This window comes from Streptomyces sp. NPDC006335, assembly GCF_040612795.1.
Classification (GTDB): Bacteria; Actinomycetota; Actinomycetes; order Streptomycetales; family Streptomycetaceae; genus Streptomyces.
The window spans coordinates 132,020-153,017 of the sequence record NZ_JBEXQX010000013.1 but is presented as its reverse complement, the minus strand read 5'-3'; the positions used below and the strand labels follow the sequence as shown (position 1 = coordinate 153,017).

Here is a 20,998-nt window from a genome sequence, read left to right as displayed (position 1 = left end):
CCGCCCCCCTCGCCCCCGCGCCGACTGGCCGGGGGCGTTCGCATGTCCGGGCTCCGGCCACCTCTGTGTGCGATCTATTGACGAAATTCATATGACGTCTAATGTTACAGCCCTATTTCCCTTCTCCCTCTGGGTCCTCGGCTCTTCCCTCGGCCTCCATGGGCACGACAGTCCCTCTGAACCACCAGGAAGGTGTCACGTGCGCACAGACCGCATCCGCCCCGCGGTTCCCGACCGTTTCAGAACATGGCTGGCCGCGACTTCCCTGATCGGCGCCTCGGCCGCCGCGGTTCTCGTCCCGGCCGGTTCCGCCTTCGCGGTCGGCACGACGCTCCATGCCTCGCCGAGCGGTTCCGGCACCGCCTGCTCCGCGAGCCGGCCGTGTTCCCTCACCCAGGCCAAGACCACCGTGCGGGCGATCAACCACTCGATGAAGGCCGACATCACCGTCGAGCTCGCCGACGGCGTCCACCGGCTCTCCGCGCCGCTCACCTTCACCTCGGCGGACTCCGGCACCGGCGGCCACACGGTGACCTGGAAGGCCGCGCCCTTCGCGCACCCGGTGATATCCGGAGCGAAGAAGGTCACCGGCTGGACCGTGCAGGACTCCACCAAGAACATCTGGAAGGCCTCGGTCGGCAAGGGGATCGACACTCGGCAGCTCTTCGTGGACGGGCTCCTGGCGACGCGCGCCCGCACCGCGGTGCCACGCTCCAGTCTGACGCCCACCACCACCGGCTACACCTTCACGAGCAGTTCGCTGAGCAATCTGAACAGCCTCGCCGACCCCGGCCGGGTCGAGGTGGAGGGCGCGGACTCCTTCACGAACCGTTATTCGCCGGTCGCCGGCATCAGCAACAACGTGATCACGATGGAGCAGCCGGCCTGGAACAACAACACCTTCGGCTACGACACGATCACGAGCCCGTACCAGGACACCGCGTTCTCTCTCGAGAACGCCTACGAGTTCCTCGACACGGCCGGTGAGTGGAACCTCGACCCGACGACCGGCACCCTGTACTACAAGCCGCTGCCCGGGCAGACCATGTCGAGCGCGGACGTCGAACTGCCGCGGCTGGAGTCCCTGCTGGACATCGGCGGCACGTACGCGAAGCCGGCGCACGACCTGGCGTTCTCCGGAATCCAGTTCTCGCACACCAGCTGGCTGCAGCCCAGTGGCCCGCAGGGCTACGCCAGCCAGCAGACCGGCGCCTTCATCCACGGCAGTTGGGACCGGCCCTCGGACGCGCTGGCCTCGTGCCAGTCCGGCTGCAAGCTCTTCGAGGCCACCCGCCCGCACTGGCACCAGATGCCGGCCGCGGTGCAGGTCTCGGCCGCACACGACGTCGCCTTCACGGGTGACCGATTCACCCAGCTCGGCCAGGTCGCGGTGGGCATCGGCAACGACGCCAACGCGCACACCTCAGGAGTGGGGCTGGGCGCCGACACCGTCAGTGTCACGGGCAGCGTCTTCACCCAGAACGCGGGAGGCGGGGTCGCCGTGGGGGGCGTACAGGCCGACGCCCATCACCCCAGTGACCGTCGGATGACCAACCAGAACATCACCGTCTCCAACAACGTCTTCCACGACATCGCGCTGGACTACCGCGACATGTCGGCGGTGCTGGCCACCTATGTCTCGACGATCGGCATCACGCACAACGAGATCTACAACATGCCCTACTCGGGCATCACCATCGGCTACGGCTGGGGCTCCAACGACCCCGGCGGCAGTCCCGACTACCAGAACCGCGGCCTGTACGACTACCAGCCCGTCTACACCACGCCCACCACGGCGAAGAACAACCACATCGACGGCAACTACATCCATGACGTGATGCAGTCCATGAACGACGGCGCCTGCATGTACACGCTGTCGGACTCACCGGGCAGCACCCTGGACGGCAACTACTGCACGATCAACGACAACTATTTCGGGCTCTACTTCGACGAGGGCTCCCGGCACTACAGCGCGAGCGGCAATGTCTTCCGGCAGACCGGCACCTGGGCCCACGAGAACAACCAGGGCGGCAACTACACCGGTGCCCTCACACTGACCGGCAACTGGACCTCCAACACAGGCACCGACGTCTTCGACGGGCAGCGCGGCAACACGGTCACCGGGACCGTGAACGTCACCGACGGCAACTGGCCCAGCGGCGCCAGGGCCGCCATGGCGGCGGCCGGAGTACAGCCCGCCTACCGGGCGATGACCCCGGGCCCCGTCACCACCCCCTACTCCACCTACTCCTCCGTACCCGCCGACATCGGCCAGTCCGGCACCACCCTCACCCTCACCGACACAGGCAAGGACATCTGGGCGAAGCGTGACTCCTACAGCACCGCGTACATGAAGAAGGCCGCCACCTCGGGCACCACGATCACCGCTCGAGTCGACCACCTGGACGCCACCGATCCGTGGGCCAAGGCAGGTGTGGTCCTGCGCAACAACCTGCGCGGCAGCGCCTCCTCCGCCGGCTACGCGGTCATGGTGTCGACCCCCGGTCACGGAGTCGCCTTCCAGTACGACTCCAACGGCGACGGGCGACTCGACAAGCGAGCCACGGTCTCCGGCACCCCGGCCGCTGTCCGGGTCCGCCTTACCCGCACCGGCAACTTGGTCAGCGGGTTCTACTCGACAGACGGCACCACGTTCACCCAGGTCGGCCACACCGTCGCCCTCGCCAAGGCAGCCACCGACCAGGACGCCGGCGTGATCCACACGGCGAACTCCAGCACTGTGGGCAGCGCGGTACTCAGTGACCTGACCATCACCACCTCCCCCTACAAGGCGTACTCCTCCATCCCCGCGGCCCTCGTCGACCGCGGCGGCAGCTACTCGCTGACCGGCGCGGGAGTGGACACCTGGGCATACGGCACCCAGTACGACGACGAGTACGGGGCGATCTACCGTCCGGCGGCCTTCGCCGGCGGCGACACCGTGACCGTTCGCGTCGACAGCCAGAAGAGCGGCAGCGGCTGGAGCAAGGCCGGCATCATGATCCGCAACAGCGTCAGCGGCACGGGTTCCTCGCCGGGATACGCGGTTCTGGCCCTCACCCCCGGCAACGGCGTCACCCTCCAGTGGGACAGCAACTCCGACGGCTATCTCAACCAGTACACCTCTGCCGCGGCCACCACGACGGCCCCCGTCTGGCTCCGGCTGACCCGCGACGGCACCACTCTGACCGGCTCGTACTCCACCGACGGCGCCTCCTGGACCGCCATGCCCACGACGGCAGCCCTCACCGGAGCGGCGGCCACCCAGGACGCCGGGATGTTCTTCACCGCGCACAGCGGTGTCGCCGGTACCGCCGACATGAGCCACTTCACCATCACCTGAACCGACCGTGGACAGGGGCGGAGCCCCGGCGGCGGCCGGCCCGATACGGGTCGGCCACCGCTCCACAACGTTGCGTTCGCATGTAGGTGCTGACTCCGGCAACTCCGCGTACGGGCAACCCCATGGGCGGGCAACTCCGCGTGCGCGATCTCCCCTTCGTTCGTTTCTCTTCCTCTGGCTTCCAGAAGGTGCCACATGTCAACAAACCGCCTCCGCTCCGCGGGTGCCACCCGCCTGAGATCATGGCTGGCCACGGTCACCGTGCTCGCCGCCTCGACCACCGCGCTCCTCGCCCAGGCAAGCCCCGCCTTCGCGGCCGGCACGACGCTCTACGTTTCGCCGGGCGGCTCCGGCACCGCCTGCTCCGCGAGCCAGCCGTGCTCCATCACCCAGGCCAAGACCAATGTGCGGGCGATCAACAGCTCCATGACGGCCGACATCACCGTCGAGCTCGCCGACGGCACCTACCGGCTCTCCGCGCCGCTCACCTTCACCTCGGCGGACTCCGGCACCGGCGGCCACACAGTGAACTGGAAGGCCGCGCTGGGCGCCCGTCCCGTCATCACCGGGGCGCAGAAGGCCACCGGCTGGACCGTGCAGGACTCGGCCAAGAACATCTGGAAGGCCAACGTCGGCACCGGTTTCGACACGCGCCATCTGTCCGTCGACGGCGTCCTGGCCACCCGGGCCCGCACCGCGCTCACCCGCTCCTACCTGACCGCGACCAGCAGCGGCTACACGTTCACCAACAGCTCGCTGAGCTACCTCAACAGCCTTGCCCAGCCCGGCCGGACCGAGATCCACGGCATCGGATCCTTCACCGACCGCTATGCGCCGGTGACCGGCATCAGCAGCGGCACCATCACGATGGCCCAGCCCTCGTGGGACAACAACACGTTCGGCTACGACACCCTGACGAGCCCCTTCCGGTCCGGCCCCCTCTACATCGAGAACGCCTACGAGTTCCTCGACGCGGCCGGCGAGTGGTACCTCGACACCTCCACCGGCACCCTGTACTACAAGCCGCTCTCCGGGCAGGACATGAGCACGGCCGATGTCGAGGTGCCGAAGCTGCAGTCGATCATCAACGTCGGGGGGACCTACTCCTCACCCGCCACCCACATCGCCTTCTCAGGGCTTCAGTTCTCGGGCACCAGCTGGCTGGACCCCACCACCCACGGCTACGCCAGCCAGCAGACCGGCGCCTACCTCACCGGCACCTGGGACCGCCCGTCGGACGCCCTGACCTCCTGCCAGAGCGGCTGCCGGCTCTTCGAGGCGACACGCCCTCACTGGGAGCAGATGCCCTCCGCCGTCCAGGTCTCGGCCGCCGACCACATCACGTTCACCGGCAACCGGTTCACCCAGCTCGGACAGAGTGGCCTCGGTATCGGCAACGACGCCAACGCCCACACCACCGGCGTGGGTCTCGGCGCCGACACCGTCACCGCGACGGGCAACGTCTTCACCCAGGACGCGGGCGGCGGCATCGTCGTCGGCGGTCTTCAGGCGGACGCACACCACCCCAGTGACAGCCGGATGACCAACCAGAACATCACGCTGAGCAACAACCTCATCCATGACGTGGCGCTGGAGTACCGTGACATGTCGGCCATCCTCGTCACGTACGTGAACGGCGCGACCGTCTCGCACAACGAGGTGTACAACCTGCCCTACTCCGGCCTCACCATCGGCTACGGCTGGGGCACCAACGACATCGGCGGCAGCCAGGACTACGTCAACCGGGGCCTGTACAACTACCAGCCCACCTACACGACGGCGACCACCGCGGCGAACAACCACGTCACCGACAACTACATCCACAACATCATGCAGCAGATGACCGACGGCGGCTGCATGTACACCCTCTCGGCGTCACCGGGCAGCACCTTCGAACGCAACTACTGCCACACCAACAACGGCTACTTCGGCTTCTACCACGACGAGGGCTCCCGGAACTTCACCGACACCAACAACGTCTTCCGCAACACCGGAAGCTGGGGCCAGCCGACATCGTCTGGCATCAGCCCGGCGCCAACCAGTTCTCCGGCGAACACAAGGGTCAGGGCGCCGTCTTCCAGATGCTCGGCAGCATGATGGAGGCCAGCCAGGGCACCTTCGCCATCGACAAGATCCACACCCTCATGGGCAACGGGGACCTGGTCACCGCCACCATCCACTTCTCCGGCCGCCGCGACGACGCGTCGATGAGCATGGACGGCGTCGACCTCCTGCGCATCGAGAATGGCAAGATCACCGAGATGTGGCTCTTCTCCGCCGACCCGGCCGCCGAAGACGCCTTCTGGGGCTAGAACCCGCGGTGTCCGGGGCTGAACTCGGCCCCGGACGCCCACGAACCGATCCGTACGCACACGAAGGGCACCCGCATGCGGAAGATGACCGAGCAGCAGTGGCGGGCGTTCGTCACGTACGGCACTCGCACCGGCAAGCTGTCCACCGCCCGCGCCGACGGCAGCCCCCATGTCACACCTGTCTGGTTCCTCCTCGACGGCCACGACATCGTGTTCACCACCGAGAAGAATGGGGTCAAGGGCCGCAACCTCGCCCGCGACGGACGGTTCGCCCTTTGCCTCGACGAGGACCGGCCCCCGTACGCGTTCGTCCTCCTCCAAGGCCGCGTGACGATCTCCGAACACCCGGACGACATGCTCCGCTGGAGCGGCCTCCTGGGCGCCCGGTACATGGGCGACGACCGCACCGAGGAGTACGCCGCACGCAACGGCGGCCCCGGCAACCTCCTCGTCCGGGGGTGCATCGACAAAGTGATCGCCTTCGCCGGTATCGCCGACTGAAGCGTGGACCGACGGGCCGGGGACTGCGATCATCCGGCCCGGCTGATCAACCCACGAGCACTGCCGCGTCGTCGCGGCTCACGATGCCGGTCGCCCAGGCTGCTTCGGCGCCCGCTTGGCCGGCACCGGCATCTGTGCGGCGGCCTTCCGCTCCGCGTCCAAGGCGCGCCCGGCCGCCCGCAGCGTGCTGAGGACGGCAGTCACCTCGCGGACGGACTGCTCGGGAATCACCGACCCGATACGCAGTTCCAGCTCCTCCTCGAAGACCTTCAACGCCCCGCCCACCAGCTTCCGCCCCTCAGGTGTGAGCTCGACGATCGAGGAACGGCGGTCGTTCGGATTGGCCCGCCGCCCACACAGACCCGCCGCCTCCAGGCGATCGACCACCTTGCTCGTTCCACCCACGGTGATCGAGAACTCCTCCGCGATGTCCTGGATCCGCCGCCCGGGGTGCTGGAGCAGCAGGTGCAGCACCTCGAACGAGGTCAGCGGCAGGTCGTACTCCGCCCTCAACCGCCCCTCGATGCCATCCCACAGCTCGATCTCCAGGGAGACCAGCTCCCGGTACAGCAGCTTCAGGTCAGCGTCAGCCATCACTCATCTTCCGAAGAACCATCTTCCATAGACAGTAAATTGTAGGCCACTGCAGTCCCCGTCCTGCGGACCGGAGTGCCTCACCGTGCGGCCCGTCCCGGTTGCTGCGTTCCCCATCGCTGGGCAGTCGTCCAGGGTCAGTACCCGTCACTCCGTCCGCTTCCTCTCCTTGTGCGACGACCCCGGACCGCCGGATTGTGATTCGGTTCGGCGACGACAGGCGGGTAACTGGTCCGGCTGGTACCGCCTCGTGGTGCCCCGGGCGGAGCGCCGTACGGCGGAGAATCAGAAGCGGATCGATGGATCTGGCCGAGGACTTCGCCTTCACCGGCCGGCGGTCATCGGACTCGGAGCACTGCAGCGCCGAGTGGATAGTCCCTTCCGTCGTACGCCCTGTTCCCGGGCAGCCTGACGCGCCGTAGAGCAACGACCGATGACGGCTGATGACGAGATCTGGCTGAGAGGCTGGCACGTAGCCCCGCTTCGGCGAGTGCGGCCGAAGCATGTCCGTGCGGTCGCCGCGGCTCATGGAGTGCGCAGTGAACAGCGCAAGACGTCCGGCAGTACATTTGCTCGGCTGCGGCGTCCTGTTCCTGGTCCTGGCACTGATCACCGTCAAGCTGCTGCACATATAGGCCGACTGCTCGGACCGGCTGAACCGGTGCGCGAACCGTCCGTGCACAGGCCACCGTGGTAGATGGACTACGCGACTGCGCCGGATTGCCACCCCCAGTTCAAGGAACTGCTCACGCGGGGTGACCGCTTCGTCGTACTGGACCTGTCCGGCGTCGTCCGTTTCCGTTGCCACAACAGTCGGCTGAGCGGAGCCAGAAGTTCCTACGAGCACTGTCCAGAGGCACCCTTTGCAGCCGTGACACACGTCACGACTGCTGGCGGGAACTTGATGTCATGCCTGGCCGACTACTGGTCCGGCAGGTCTTCAACTGCCGTTCTTCGTACGACGGTTCGATGCGACCAGGAAGGTCGAGCATGGCCGAGACCCCGCGACCGCCCAGCTCCGCCGGTGCGATCACCCGCAAGCTGCTGCCACCCCCCGCGCTCTGCGGCTTCCTCCTGTTGCTCGCCCTCGCGTTCACGGTGTCGTACGCCGTCGGGTCGGCCGCAGGGCCGGTGGCGCCTGGCATCCACGGGACCGGGAGCGCCGGGAACGGACGCGAAGAGAAGGAAGGCGGCGGCGGTGGCGGCATGGAGGACATGCCGGGGATGACGGACGGGAGCGGTCACTGATGGTCGGTGACACGACGACCGGCCTTGTCGTAACGGACCTCACCGTCGGCGGGATGACCTGTGCGGCCTGTGTGCGGCGAGTGGAGAAGAAGCTCGCCAAGCTGGACGGCGTCACGGCCACCGTGAACCTGGCCACCGGCATGGCCCGCGTCAGCCATCCCACGAGCGTCGCACCGGAGGAACTCGTCACGGCCGTCGAGCAGGCCGGGTACCAGGCCGCCCTACCCGTGCGCGAGGAGAAGCAGCCGGCCGAGGACAGTACGGAGGACCGGGCCGAGGCCGCCGGCCGGCAGGAGCGCGAGCGGCTGCTCGTCACCGCGTTGCTCGCTGCCCCCGTCCTTGTGCTGTCGATGGTGCCTGACGTGCAGTTCCGCAACTGGCAGTGGCTGTGCTTCGCGCTGGCCGCCCCGGTGGCCGTGTGGAGCGCGTGGCCCTTCCACGAACGTGCGGTACGAGGGCTGCGGCACTCCACGGCCACCATGGACACCCTCGTCTCGCTGGGCGTAGTGGCGTCCTTCGCCTGGTCCGCGTATGCGCTGTTCCTCGGGGGAGCGGGCGATCCCGGCATGCGGATGCCGTTCAGTCTGCTGCCGTCGGCCTCCGACGGGGTGGCCCACGTCTACCTCGAGGCCGCGGTGAGCGTGCCGCTGTTCGTGCTGGCCGGGAGGTTCCTGGAGGCGCGGGCACGGCGGGGGACCGGAGCGGCCCTGCGGTCGCTGGCGGAACTGGCGACCAAGGAGGTGTCCGTTCGCGACGAGCAGGGCGAACACTCCATCACCATCGAGCAGTTGCGGGTCGGGCAGGTCTTCGTCGTGCGGCCGGGGGAGCGTGTCGCCACCGACGGCCGGGTGACCGAGGGAAGCTCGGCCATGGACCTGTCTCTGGTCACCGGTGAGAGTGAGCCCGTCGAGGTGAGCCCCGGCTCGGCTCTGGTCGGCGGGGCCGTCAACGCCGGCGGGCTGCTCCTCGTGCGGGCCACGGCGGTCGGCGCGGACACCCAGCTGGCCCGGATCACCCGGCTGGTGACGGAAGCCCAGGCGGGCAAGGCGCGGGCGCAGCGGCTGGCCGACGCGGTGGCCGGGGTGTTCGTGCCCGTCGTACTGACGATCGCGGTGACCGTCCTCGGGTTCTGGCTCGGTGCGGGGGCCGATCCGCAGGCGGCGCTCACCGCCTGTGTGGCCGTCCTCGTCGTGGCCTGCCCGTGTGCGTTGGGACTGGCCACGCCGACGGCCCTGATGGCCGCGACCGGGCGCGGGGCGCAGCTGGGTGTGCTGGTGAGGGGGCCGCAGACGCTGGAGGCGCTCCAGCATGTCGACGTGGTGGTCCTGGACAAGACCGGCACGCTGACCTCCGGCCATATGACCGTCGCCCGGGTGACCGCGGTGCCCGGCGGGCTGGGGCAGGAGGAGCTGGTCCGGCTGGCCGGTGCGGTGGAGCAGGGCTCCGAGCATCCGATCGGGCGGGCGGTCGCCGCTTACGCGTGCCGCGCGTCGGGCGAGGAGCCGCTGCCGGACGTCGCGGACTTCACCGCGACTCCCGGCCGGGGCGTCCGGGCGCTCGTGGACGGTCGTACGGTCGAAGTGGCCGTGCCCGACGGTGAGTTGCCGCCCGTGCTGGCCGAAGCTCTGGCCGCGGCGGAAGACGAGGCGTACACGTCGGTGCTGGTGTGGGTGGACGGGCGGGCCGAGGCGCTGATCGCCGTCGGGGACCTGCTGCGCCCGGGCAGCTACCGGGCCGTGGACCGGCTGCGGCGCCTCGGTATCCGCCCGGTGCTGGCCACCGGGGACCGCGAGGCTCCCGCGCGGGCGGTGGCGGCTGCTCTCGGGATCGACGAGGTGCACGCACGCTGCTCCCCGGAGGACAAGGCCGACCTCGTCCGGCGGCTACAGGAGGAGGGCTGCCGGGTCGCCGTCGTCGGCGACGGGGTGAACGATGCCGCCGCGCTCGCCGGCGCCGACCTGGGCATCGCCATGGGCAGCGGCACGGACGTGGCCGTCGGGGCGGCCGACCTGACTCTCGTGCGAGGCGACATCGAGGCACTCGTGGACGCCGTCCGGCTCGCCCGGCGCACCCTCGGCACGATCCGCGCCAACCTGGTGTGGGCCTTCGGCTACAACGTCGTCACCGTGCCACTCGCCATGGTGGGGCTGCTCAACCCCATGGTCGCCGCCGCCGCGATGTCGGCGAGTTCGGTGCTGGTGGTGGCCAACAGCCTGCGGCTGCGCGCCTGGCAGCCGTCGTCCGGCGACGGGCGGGCACGCGCCTCGCGCTCGGGGCTGGAGGGAGTTCGATGAGAAAGACCCTGGCCCGGATATCCGCGCGGTTCGGCGACCGGCGGCGGTGGCGGGACGGCGCGCTCGCCGCTCTCGTGCCTGTCGCCGCGTGCAGTGTGGCCCTGGCAGGCCTGACTGCATGGACCGGCACCGGCAGGGCGGGCAGCCCCGCGCGCGTCAGCGTCACCCACGGACGTGTCCTCTTGCCCTCCGCCGGAGTCCCGGAGACGGCGGCGTTCTTCCGTATCGCCAACCAGGGTGGCGCGGACGACAGTCTGTTGCGCGTCACCTCACCCGACGCCTCCGGCGGCATCACGCTCGCCCAGCACCGCATGAACGAGGGGAACGGGGCCTACCGCACCGCCATCGACTCCGTCGCGATACCGGCGGGCGGCAGCCTCGCGATGTCCCCGCATGGGGTGGACCTGACGGTGCCCGTGACGGCCGGGAAGTGGAGTTCGGGCGATCTCGTGCCCTTCACCCTGGAGTTCCGGCGCAGCGGCCGGGTCGAGGTCCTGGCTGTGGTGGCGCCTCCGGGGCGTGTCTCGTTCTATTAGTCGCGCCGCCGGGCTGCCGAGTTCCCGCCCGTCAGGTGTGAGGTGGGTCACCATGCTGGTGCTGAGTCGAGGGCCGGGGGTTCGCACGTACCACCTGACGACGCCAGACACCGGGTGCGAAGATGGGCGCGCTATGACTGTCGAGGGTGGTGCCGAACGCTGCGGGCCGGTGTGTTCGCCGCCGTCTGCGTGCTGCTCGCCGCCCTCGGTCACGTGCTCATGTCGTGAACTCCCGTCCCCTGGTGGGCGATGACCGCCGGTGCGGCCGGGACCGGCACGGCCGGCTGGCTGCTGGCCGGCCGTGAGCGCGGGCGCACGCTGATCGTCGCGGTCGTGACGGCGGCGCAGGCGGTGCTCCACGAGACGTTCGCGCTGGCGCAGTCCCTCGCCCCCGCAGTGATGCCCGGACAAGGCGGCGCGGCCCACGCCTCCGGCTCCATGGACATGAGCGGTATGGACATGGGCTCCATGCACATGGGCGCGATGGACATGGGCTCCATGGCGCACGACATGACCGGTGTCCATCACACCTCTGGCATGGCCGGCATGAGCGGTACCGCCTCGTACGGCATGTTCGCCGCCCACCTCCTGGCCGCGGTCCTGTGCGGGCTGTGGCTGGCCTACGGGGAGCGCGCGTTCTTCCGTGTCCTGCGGATGGCGGTCACCCGGCTGGTGGCGCCGCTGCGGATGCTGCTGGCCGGGCCCGCGCCGCTGAACCGGCCCCTCGCGGGCAGGCGTCGCGCCACCGATGTCCCGACTCCCGCACGCCTTCTCCTGGGCTGCTCCCTCACCTCTCGGGCCCCGCCCACGGGTGCCGCTGTCGCCTGAGACAGCAGGATCCACCGGGGGCCTCACGTCACTCTCGTCCCGCCGCGCGCGCAACGCGGCTCCTTCTTGTCGGCTCCTCACACCGGTACGTCCGCGTGCCGTGGCGAGCCGACATGTCCTGACGGGCCCGGGCATCGCCGTACCCCCGCGTACGGCCGCATCCCAAGTCCCGGTGCATCGCCCCTTGTTGAGGCGGGCCCCGGATGACCCGAGAAGGACATCACGTGACTGTTACCGTCCTGCCCGCTCCCCGCGCCGAACGCGTCTCGGCGGACGCGGCGGCGACCGCCTGGGCGCTGGCCGCCCGCGACGGCGACCCGCACGCGGCCGAGCACTTCGTCCGCGCGCTGCACAACGACGTGCTGCGCTTCGTCGCCCACCTCAGCGGCGATCCCCAGAGTGCCCACGACCTGACCCAGGACACCTTCGCGCGGGCCTTCGGCAGCCTGCACCGCTTCGAGGCCGTGCCTCGGCCCGCACCTGGCTGCTGTCCATCGCACGCCGTACGGTGGCCGACAGCTTCCGGCACGCCGCCGCCCGGCCGCGGCTTGCCGACACATCCGACTGGCAGGCGGCCGTCGAACGCACCCAGCCGTGCGGACTGCCGGGCTTCGACGACGGCGTGGCCCTGCTCGAGCTGCTGGACGCGCTGCCCGATGAGCGTCGTGAGGCGTTCGTCCTGACCCAGGTGGTCGGTCTGTCCTACGAGGAGACGGCCGGCTTCACCGGCTGCCCCGTCGGCACCGTCCGCTCCCGGGTCTCCCGCGCCCGGACGGCTCTGGAACGGCAACTCCTGGACGCCGAGGCGCCGGCTGCCCGGGCGGCCTGACGCGAGCCGCTGCTTCCCGGGGAGGGAAGCACCGGCTGCTGCGGGGAGCGGCCCGCCGGCCGGGCCGACCGAGTGGAGAATCCGGCAACTCCCGGGAACTCAGCGTCACTTCGGCCCGACTACTGCCCAAGAAGCCCCTCAGTCCATGAGTACGGCCCGTACGCAAGGAGTCCGCATGTCGATCAACCGGCCGGTCGCCACCGCCCTGGCCACAGCCCTCTGCTTGCTCACGGCGGCATGCGGCAGCTCCTCCTCCGACGACAAGGCCGGCGACGAGACGACCGCGGTCGCAGCCTCGAAATCCGGCTACCCGGTGACCCTGGAAAACTGCGGCCAGAAGGAGACCTTCCAGAAGGCCCCCAGCCGGGTCGTCGTCATGAACGGCGCCTCGGTCGCCGAGGTCTCCACCCTCCTCGCCCTCGGCCTGGGGGACAAGATCGTCGCCAACCAGCAGGGCTACGGCATGTCCGAGGTGCCCGGCCGGGCCGCCGCCATCAAGAAGCTGCCCACCGGGGACGTCAAGGTCAACGAGGCGTACGACATCCCGCGCGAGGCGATGTTCGGCCTGCGCCCCGACCTCGTCCTGTCCGTCACCACATACGGCTTCGACCAGAAGAACGGATTCGCCACCCGCGACCAGCTGAAGCAGGTCGGCGCCAACAGTTACATCTCACCACAGGGCTGCGACGACGACCCCTCCAAGATGACCATCGCAGACAGCTACCGACTGCTGCGCGACATGGGCAAGGTCTTCAACGCGAGTGACCGGGCCGAGAAGCTGATCGCCGCCTCCGAGAAGAACATCGCGGCGGTCTCCGCAAGGGTGAAGGGTGAGAAGAAGCCCAAGGTCATGGTGCTCTTCTCCAACATGTCCATGGGCGGCAACGACTTCAGCTCGGTCCTCGCCAACGGCATCGTCAACGACATCCTCGCCAGGGCCGGCGCCACCAACGCCTTCTCGGACACGACCAAGGCCACCTTCGCCGACCTGAGCAAGGAGAAGGTGGCCGCCACCGACGTGGACGCCCTCGTCGTCATCAGCTACAACGACCCCAACCCGGCGGCGTACGCCAAGAAACTGCTCAAGGAGTTCCCCCAGTGGCCGGCCGCCAAGAACAACACGTACGTGACGCTGTCCGACTCGATGTACCTGGGCCCGAGCAACGACCTGGCCGTGGAGAAGGTCGCGCAGATGCTGCACCCCGACGCCCTCTGAGCAGGCTCAGGATTCCACTGGCGTTCACGCTCCTGTCCATCGCACTGGGCGCCACCATGGTCGTGGCGATCAGCATCGGCGCCGTCACCATCCCGGTGCAAGACGTGTGGGGGATCGTCCTGCACCACGTCACCGGCGCGGGAACGGCCCCCTCCGACCCCGCGCTCGACCAGATCGTCTGGAACTTCCGCACCCCGCGCGTGGTCCTGGCCGCGCTGGTCGGAGCGGGCCTGGCCGTGACCGGAGCGGTCCTGCAGACCGTGGTGTCCAACCCCCTCGCCGACCCCGTCGTGCTGGGCTTCTCCTACGGCGCCACGCTCGGAGCCGTCCTCGTCATCACCTTGGGCGGGGGCGCGGCACTCGCCGGGCTCGGGGTGTCGGCGGCGGCCTTCCTCGGCGCGGTCGCCGCCGGGGGACTGGTGTTCGCCCTCGGACAGCGGCGGGGGCGACTGGCCCCAACTCGTCTGGTCCTGGCGGGCGTTGCCGTCGGTTACGTCTTCCTCTCCGCCACCAGCTACGTTCAACTCCAGGCGAGTCCGACCGAATTGCGGACGGTGATGTTCTGGATGCTGGGCAGCGTCGCGGGCGCCCAGTGGGACCAGCTCCCCGCGGTCACCGTGGTTGTACTCGCCACGACCACGCTCCTGTCCCTGTTCGGCCGGCGCATCAACGTGCTGTTGGCCGGTGACGAGTCGGCGACCGCCCTCGGCGTCGACGTCAACCGGCTGCGCGCCGTACTCCTCGTCCTCAGCGCACTGCTCACCGGGACCGTCATCGCCGTCGCGGGCAGCATCGGCTTCGTCGGCCTGATGATCCCGCACCTGGTGCGGATGACCACCGGCGCCGACCACCGCCGACTACTGCCCCTGACCGCCCTGCTGGGCGCCGTCTACCTGGTTTTCGTCGACCTGCTCTCCCGCACCCTCGACCGCCCCAACGAACTGCCGCTGGGCATCCTCACCGCGCTCCTCGGCGCCCCGTTCTTCCTGTGGCTGCTGCGCCGCAACAAGGGGATGGACTGACCGCATGAAACTGACCGTCGATCAGCTCCACATCACCCTGGACCGCAACCCGATCCTCCGAGATGTGAGCCTGGCAGCCGCCAAGGGCGACATCGTCGGCCTGGTCGGCCCCAACGGCAGCGGAAAATCAACCCTGTTGCGTACGGTCTACCGCTCACTGCGCCCGGCAGCGGGAGCCGTGCGGGTCGGCGAGGACGACGTGTGGGCGCTGTCTCCGCGCGCTGCGGCCCGCCGTACCGCCGCCGTCCTCCAGGACGCCGGCGGCAACACCACCGGGCTGACCGTCGCCGAGATCGTGGCCCTCGGCCGCGCTCCCCACCACGGCCTGCTGGACCGCGACGGAGCCGAGGACCACCGGGCCGTGGCCGACGCCGTCGACCGCTGCGGCGTACGGCCGTTCGCGGATCGCGACTACGCCTCCCTGTCAGGTGGCGAACGCCAACGCGTCCTTCTGGCCCGCGCGTTGGCGCAGGAGCCACAGCTCCTCGTCCTGGACGAACTCACCAACCACCTCGACATCCGGGCCCGGTTCGAACTCCTCGACCTCATCCGCGCCACCGGCGTCACCACCCTCGCCGTGCTGCACGACCTCGACCTCGCCGCCCGCCTCTGCGACCACCTGGTCGTCCTGCACGAAGGAACAGTGGTGGCGGCCGGACCGGTCCTCGACGTGCTGACCCCGCGGATCCTCGCCGATGTCTTCGGCGTCCGCGCACACACCGCACGGCATGCCGACGGCGTCGTGCGGATCACGTACGCGGCCCGGCCGCTCTCCGACGAGGAGGCCCTCAAGGGCGTCGGTCGGCCCGCAGAGACGGCCAACCACTGATCCGAGGGTGAGCCCGCCTCTACCCCCGGACCGACGACAGGTCAGGACCTGTGACAGGCCCCCTCAAGTAGTCGTGGAGGTAAACGAGTTGGTTCCCACAGGAGGTGGATGAGCGGAAGCACCGGGTGCGAATCGGAGCACAGCCGCACCGGGCCGCGCTCCCGCCGGTCCACACGCGGGCGCGTCCCGTCCTGTACGCGGGGGTATGCCTTGGCCAGCCCCTGCACCCCGGCGGGGCGGCACGAGCCAGGCCGTCCGGTTACCCCGTGAAAGGCAGCCCACCATGAGTGACACCAACGCACTGGAACCGCTGGCGACCTTCTGCGGCGACTGCGACTGCGGTTGTCCGCAGCTGTTCGTCGACCCGCATGCCCCGGCGGAGCGCCGTGTCCTGCTCACCGACGACTTCGGCCAGCGCGTCCAGATGAGCGCCGTCCAGTTCGCCTCGCTGGTGGAAGAGGCCAAGGCGGGGAAGCTGGACGGCATCGCCTGATCGATGGTGTATCCGCGGAATGACGGGGCCCTTCTGGTGTTGCCCTGGGAGGAAAGACCGCGTAGGCGGGCCGGGTTCATCGACTGGGCCGCCGGCCTGGTGTGGCTGTTGCCGCTGGCCACGGTGGCGCTGCTGGCCGCGGGCTACGCATGGATCGGTGCGGTTGCCGGGGGAGCGGCGGGTGCCGTCGTCGGTGGCCTGGTCGGCCTCCTCGTGAGCGGACTGCTCTACCTGATGGTGGAGCGGGCCGTGTCCGGCCGGCGTCGGTCGAGGCCGACCGCACCCCGCCGAAGCTGAGCCCGTACCGGCCGACGCCCCTGCGAGGGCGGCATGCGAACGCGGGGGTGGCCCCGTCCGTCTGAGGCGACGAGCCCATCGGTACGAGGAGTTGAGTGGTGCCCCGCAGGAGCCCTCGCGGCGTCGGCCTGCGCCCCCTGAGGGCGGGCGTCTTCGCCGCCGTCTGCGTGGTGACGAAGGCGCTCGGGCACGCCCTGATGTCCGTCGACCCACTGCCCTGGTGGGCCCTGGGAGCGGCGTTCGCCAGGGCAGCCGGGACGGCCTGGCGGCTCACCAGCCGCGAACGCGGCGCCATGACGGTGGTCGGGACCACGGCACTCGCGCAGGGGCTGCTGCACCAGTGGTTCGACCTGGCCCACACACTCGCGCGCCGGCCGGCTGGCGAGGCCGGGGCGGCCCTGCACATGGGTCATCTGCGCATGGGCCACTCCGGGGCGGCGGGCATGGCAACAGGGCCGACGTCCATGCCTGGCGCGACTCCGGCCTGCCGGAGCAGTGCCAGGGTGTCACGGTGTGCTCGGCGACGGCGCCTACATCAACACTGGCTTGGTCGTCCCGCACCGCAAACGACCCGGCCGGGCGCTGCCGGCCGACGAGGAGGCCGACAACGCCGAGCATCGCCGGGTCGCGCACATGTACAACCGCGCCCCATCCGCGTGATCAGCGCAGCCGTAGACGGGCTCTGACCTGCAAACTCACGGCCTTCTGCAACGCGCTTCAGAAGAGACCCTTGTAGCCCTGCCAGCCGCTCGCGATCTTCGTGCGTGCCCCGTACGACCCCTTGCCGTCACCGTCGTTGCGCCACACCGTGCCGCCGGTGTCCCGGGAGACCAGGTCCGCCCTGCCGTCGCCGGTGATGTCGCCGACGCCGACGACCGCGTTGTACGAACCGCCCCACGCCGTGTACAACTTCGTCCGCGCCGAGAACGTCCCGTCGCCCTTGCCGTAGTACCGGTACAGGTTGTTCGCCGTGTCCTGGGCGAGGAGGTCGCCGACGCCGTCACCGTTCAGGTCACCGGCCCCGACGACCTTCTTGTACGTCTTCCAGTTGTCGTAGAGCTTCACCCGGGCCGACAACGTGCCCGTCCCGGTGCCCTTGTAGAGGTACACGGTCCCGGTCGAGGAGCTGCGCGCGATCAGGTCCGGGCGCCCGTCCTTGGTGACGTCACCGGGCGCGGTCAGCACGTCGTACTGGTTCCAGCCGGACGTGCCCAGCGAGGTGTACGGCGTCGACGGCTTCAGCGCGGCACCGCACCCCGGCTTGTAGGCGCGCAGCGCCCCGCTGCTCAGCCGCACCAGGACGTCGTTGCACCGGTCCCCGCTGAGATCCCCGAACGGCACCGCCTTGACCGAGGTCGCCCAGCCGCTGCCGCTCACCTGGCCGGAGAACGTGCCCCTGCCCGTGCCCGGTTGGAAGGCCAGCGCGCCCGAGGAATCGAGCGTGACCAGGTCACCGATGCCGTCGGACCCGACATGGTCGCGTCTCACTGCGGCGCCACCGGTCAGCTTCAGTGAGCCGGACGCCGTCGCCGGCGCACCCTGCTTGTCATCCGGGGCCACCGTCAGCGTCCAGTCGTACGTGCCGTTCGGCACATACGCGCCGTTCGACGTCCTGCCGTTCCAGGACGTATGGATCGCGTCGTGCGCGGCGCCATCGGACAGCGTGCGCACGGTGGCCCCGGTCGCCTTGTTCCTGAAGACCAGAGTCCACGACGCGGCCGGCTTCGACAGCCACCACGTGCCGTGCCACGAGGACGACGGGTCCACCAGGCTGACCGCGGGTTCCGTCGCCGCCCCCAGGAGCGCGATGTCCGTGGCGGGGACGCCGCTCCGCAGGACGTGGATGTCCTGGGAGGCCGGGTCCACGTAGCCGACCAGGCCGGTGTACGGATCGACGTCCCACCTTCCGGCCTTGGCCGCCAGGGTTCGGCTCACCGCGGAGCCGCTCGTGACGTCCGTGAGGATCAGCGCTGCGGATGTGGAGTCACGCGTGACCAGGAAGCCGTCGCCCAGGTGCGCCTCTCCGCCGGTGGGCACGGCGATGAGCGTCTTCCTGCGGGTGTCGTACACGAAGGCCTTCTGCACGCTGCCCTGGGGAAGATCGCACGAGCCGGACCAGTACACCCAGCGTCCCACCGCCTGGAAGTTGCCCGGTGCGCAGCCGCTGCCGGCCACCCGGAACGACGTGATCGGGTTGCCCGACCGCACCTCCGTGGCCGTGGCAGTGCCGTCCCCGGCCGCCGTCCACAGCGTTTCCCCCCACAGGGCGGAGGGGGCCGCACCGGCTGCGCCCGTACGGGTGAGCACGACCTTGCGTGTGTCCAGATCCGCCACCACCAGGCCGTCTCCCGCGGGCGAGGGCCCATGCCAGGCCGCGTACCGGCCCTCGACGTCCGCGAGGCCATGGTGGTCCTGGAGGCCGGAGGCCACCAGGGTGCCGGGAAGGGACTGCCCTCGGTCCAGGACGGAGATCTCCCCGGCCGTGTTCCCGATGACCGCCCGGCCGTCACCCGTACCCATCAGGTCGGGACAGCTCCCGTAGTCCCCGGCCATGACCCCACACCTCGAGGTCGCTCCCCGGTCCGTGCGAGTGCCCGCCGTCAGCGCCTGCGCCGTGGCCAGCGAGCGGCTGTACAAGTGCGTCGCCCCGTCGCCGGACTCGTAGGTCATCAGCTCACCGCCGCTCAGATCGAGCGACTCGATGCCCATGGGCACGGCCGGAAGGTCCACGATCCGGTGGACCCGGGGCAGACCGTCGGCCCCCGCCTGAACCTTGGCGATGCCGTAGTCCACAGAGGACTCCCCGCCGGCGAGGACCAGACCGCCGTCGGGGGGCATGACGGTAGCGGGATCCGCCCTCTTGAACAGGGGCAGCTCCGCGGAGCCGTCGAAGGGCAGTGCTGACACACTCCAGCCGGAGGAGCCGCTGCGCCGCGCTACGACGAGCGCGTCACCGACGACGCCGAGGATCGTGTTCTCGGAGGTACGGGGGAACGCGACCTCGTGAGTGGGCGAGTCGTAGGAACCCTGGGCGTACACCCGCACCCGGGACGTGCCGTACCAGCTGACCAGGTAGTCGGATCCGACCACGGCGTCCGAGTTCACCAGTGGAGGCAGGATCGTGGCCGCACCGGTCCCGGCATCCACCCAGGCGTAGTGCAGGACATGGTCCGGGCCGTTGTAGTTGACGAGGATGCCGGAGGCGGAACCCCTGGGAAAGAAGGGGAAGACCGTCCCGTCCGGGAATCCGGTCACGGGCTTCTGCACCGTGCTGCCGTTCTCGTTGTGCAGCAGGAACAGCTGAGTCCGTTCCCCACCGGTCGACGTGCTGGTCAAGACAGTACGTCCGTACGTCTGCAGATAGCTCTGGCCTGCTGGGATGGCCACGGTCTCCGTCGTACCGGTTCCCATGTCCCGGAGCAGGACCTGCCCACCACTGCCCTGGGTCGGGCCAAGGGCGACCACGTCCGAACCGGTGCCGTACGAACCCGCAGTGCGCGGCCCGAGTCCCCCGGCACCGTCCACCGGCTTCCGGCTGCCCTCGTAGCTGGTCCACCAGAGGCCGGAACCCTCGGCGGTGGAGCGGTACTCGAGGAAGCCGGAAGCTCCCGCGCTCTGCAGATACGCCGTGCGCGGGGTCGTGCGCATGGTGGCCGGAACGATGATCTCCGTTGCGGTCTCCGCGTGCGCCGGCGCCACCAGCGGCACGGCGGACACAGAGAGCGCCAAACCGATGATCGTGGCAAGGGAGCCACGCATGAAGGTACGACGAGCCACTTGCTTCCCCTCCCCGACGGAGGGCCCCATCCCCCCGAACAGGCGGGCGAATACTAGCAGTTGTTCAAGACGGATGACCTTGCCGAGTTGGTTGGCCGGCCCGTGTGCGGATGGCGCGAGCGGCCGCGTGTACGGCCTCGGGACTGGTGGGCTCGCATGTTGCGGTGTCGCGTATTCGCGAGCCGCTCGACGCGCCGGACACGGTGAGTGATCGCTTGGGGGTCGTGGCGGCCGCGGGCAACTACCAGAGCCAGCGGTCGACGAACTCGGCCCAGATGAACCCGCTGTAGCCGTCGAAGGCAGGTGGATCGATCTTCTTGAGTTCGTCAGCGAGCATGCTGAGCTCGGCCAGGGCTTCGTCCTCGCGGTCATCCGGATCACTGAGGATCTCGGACTCGCTGACGTGCAGGCCGTAGTGGTGAAGGGTCCGCAGCCACAGGCCGATGGAGGAGTTGGCGAACCATGCCTCGCCTTGGGGAAGGACGTAGTGGACCGTGCCTGTCCCAGGTTCGACGCCGAACGACCATTCCATGCCGGGCACGAGGTCACCATGGTGATTCTGGGTGAGGCGGTAGAGCGACCTACCATCTGACGTCTGGAGTGCTGGAGCCGCCTCCACCTGGAACGATACGTACTCGATCAACTGATCGACGATGGGGATCCCGACATCGAGCAGTAGTGCCTTCTGATCTTCGGGGATCTGCCAGCCCGACACGACTGCCGAGTCTGCCCTTATGACGTTCCCTGTGCCGGCCCAGGCAGTGAGCTCGTCAAACGTCGTCGTGGAGTCCTCCACCCAGACCGGGGCAGTGGGGGACGCAGCGGCGGCGGGGGACGAAGAAGCGCTCATGCCGTCAGTGTGCCCGCACCCACTGACAA

General features: G+C 69.6%; 15 protein-coding genes and 3 pseudogenes. 15 read left to right on the top strand and 3 right to left on the bottom strand.

Annotation, left to right across the window (positions count from 1 at the left end; genetic code table 11):
* Positions 1 to 199: 199 nt before the first annotated feature.
* The 4 genes and pseudogenes from ABZ098_RS30900 (at position 200) to ABZ098_RS30885 (ending at position 6,156) form a co-directional block, all read left to right on the top strand.
* On the top strand, positions 200 to 3,343 hold the full coding sequence (locus tag ABZ098_RS30900; protein ID WP_356596713.1) for a right-handed parallel beta-helix repeat-containing protein: 3,144 nt from the start codon (positions 200 to 202) through the stop codon (positions 3,341 to 3,343).
* Between the two features lie 195 nt (positions 3,344 to 3,538).
* Positions 3,539 to 5,440 (top strand): right-handed parallel beta-helix repeat-containing protein, encoded by a 1,902-nt coding sequence (locus ABZ098_RS30895; protein WP_356596711.1) that lies wholly within the window; start codon positions 3,539 to 3,541, stop codon positions 5,438 to 5,440.
* A pseudogene (locus ABZ098_RS30890) lies at positions 5,356 to 5,655 on the top strand (nuclear transport factor 2 family protein); the annotation flags it as partial. The gene ABZ098_RS30895 and the pseudogene ABZ098_RS30890, both read left to right, overlap by 85 nt.
* A gap of 75 nt (positions 5,656 to 5,730) precedes the next feature.
* Positions 5,731 to 6,156 (top strand): PPOX class F420-dependent oxidoreductase, encoded by a 426-nt coding sequence (locus tag ABZ098_RS30885; protein WP_356596709.1) that lies wholly within the window; start codon positions 5,731 to 5,733, stop codon positions 6,154 to 6,156.
* 78 nt (positions 6,157 to 6,234) lie between these two features.
* Here the strand turns inward: ABZ098_RS30885 and ABZ098_RS30880 are convergent, their stop codons facing one another.
* Complete coding sequence (locus ABZ098_RS30880; protein WP_356596707.1) at positions 6,235 to 6,750, bottom strand: MarR family transcriptional regulator; 516 nt, start codon at positions 6,748 to 6,750, stop codon at positions 6,235 to 6,237.
* A gap of 990 nt (positions 6,751 to 7,740) precedes the next feature.
* Between ABZ098_RS30880 and ABZ098_RS30875 the strand changes: the two genes are divergently transcribed.
* The 11 genes and pseudogenes from ABZ098_RS30875 to ABZ098_RS30825 all read left to right on the top strand — a co-directional run.
* Positions 7,741 to 7,998 (top strand): hypothetical protein, encoded by a 258-nt coding sequence (locus ABZ098_RS30875; protein ID WP_356596705.1) that lies wholly within the window; start codon positions 7,741 to 7,743, stop codon positions 7,996 to 7,998.
* Positions 7,998 to 10,292 carry a heavy metal translocating P-type ATPase gene (locus ABZ098_RS30870; RefSeq protein WP_356596703.1) on the top strand — a complete coding sequence of 765 codons (2,295 nt, stop codon included), beginning with the start codon at positions 7,998 to 8,000 and terminating at the stop codon, positions 10,290 to 10,292. Before ABZ098_RS30875 ends, ABZ098_RS30870 begins: the two co-directional genes overlap by 1 nt.
* Positions 10,289 to 10,828 (top strand): copper chaperone PCu(A)C, encoded by a 540-nt coding sequence (locus ABZ098_RS30865; protein WP_356596701.1) that lies wholly within the window; start codon positions 10,289 to 10,291, stop codon positions 10,826 to 10,828. Before ABZ098_RS30870 ends, ABZ098_RS30865 begins: the two co-directional genes overlap by 4 nt.
* Positions 10,829 to 11,077: 249 nt before the next feature.
* Complete coding sequence (locus ABZ098_RS30860; protein ID WP_356596699.1) at positions 11,078 to 11,656, top strand: hypothetical protein; 579 nt, start codon at positions 11,078 to 11,080, stop codon at positions 11,654 to 11,656.
* Positions 11,657 to 11,859: 203 nt separating this feature from the next.
* Positions 11,860 to 12,485, top strand: a pseudogene (locus ABZ098_RS30855) (sigma-70 family RNA polymerase sigma factor).
* A 175-nt stretch (positions 12,486 to 12,660) separates the two neighbouring features.
* Complete coding sequence (locus tag ABZ098_RS30850) at positions 12,661 to 13,701, top strand: ABC transporter substrate-binding protein (RefSeq protein ID WP_356596697.1); 1,041 nt, start codon at positions 12,661 to 12,663, stop codon at positions 13,699 to 13,701.
* A 56-nt stretch (positions 13,702 to 13,757) separates the two neighbouring features.
* Entirely contained in the window at positions 13,758 to 14,723 is a 966-nt protein-coding gene (locus ABZ098_RS30845; RefSeq protein WP_356596695.1) for an iron ABC transporter permease, read from the top strand.
* Between the two features lie 4 nt (positions 14,724 to 14,727).
* On the top strand, positions 14,728 to 15,552 hold the full coding sequence (locus tag ABZ098_RS30840) for an ABC transporter ATP-binding protein (protein WP_356596693.1): 825 nt from the start codon (positions 14,728 to 14,730) through the stop codon (positions 15,550 to 15,552).
* A 283-nt stretch (positions 15,553 to 15,835) separates the two neighbouring features.
* Positions 15,836 to 16,045 carry a hypothetical protein gene (locus ABZ098_RS30835; protein WP_356596691.1) on the top strand — a complete coding sequence of 70 codons (210 nt, stop codon included), beginning with the start codon at positions 15,836 to 15,838 and terminating at the stop codon, positions 16,043 to 16,045.
* Between the two features lie 3 nt (positions 16,046 to 16,048).
* Positions 16,049 to 16,342, top strand: a complete 294-nt coding sequence (locus tag ABZ098_RS30830; RefSeq protein WP_356596689.1) for a hypothetical protein — start codon at positions 16,049 to 16,051, stop codon at positions 16,340 to 16,342.
* A gap of 445 nt (positions 16,343 to 16,787) precedes the next feature.
* Positions 16,788 to 16,966, top strand: a pseudogene (locus ABZ098_RS30825) (IS5/IS1182 family transposase); the annotation flags it as partial.
* Positions 16,967 to 17,059: 93 nt separating this feature from the next.
* On the opposite strand, the gene ABZ098_RS30820 reads toward ABZ098_RS30825, so the two are convergent.
* Together ABZ098_RS30820 and ABZ098_RS30815 are read right to left on the bottom strand one after the other, a co-directional pair.
* Positions 17,060 to 20,071, bottom strand: coding sequence for an FG-GAP-like repeat-containing protein (locus ABZ098_RS30820; RefSeq protein WP_356596687.1), 3,012 nt, complete (start codon positions 20,069 to 20,071; stop codon positions 17,060 to 17,062).
* A gap of 289 nt (positions 20,072 to 20,360) precedes the next feature.
* The gene (locus ABZ098_RS30815) at positions 20,361 to 20,969 is read right to left on the bottom strand and encodes an SUKH-4 family immunity protein (protein ID WP_356596685.1); all 609 of its coding nucleotides are present in this window, start codon (positions 20,967 to 20,969) and stop codon (positions 20,361 to 20,363) included.
* Positions 20,970 to 20,998 lie beyond the last annotated feature (29 nt).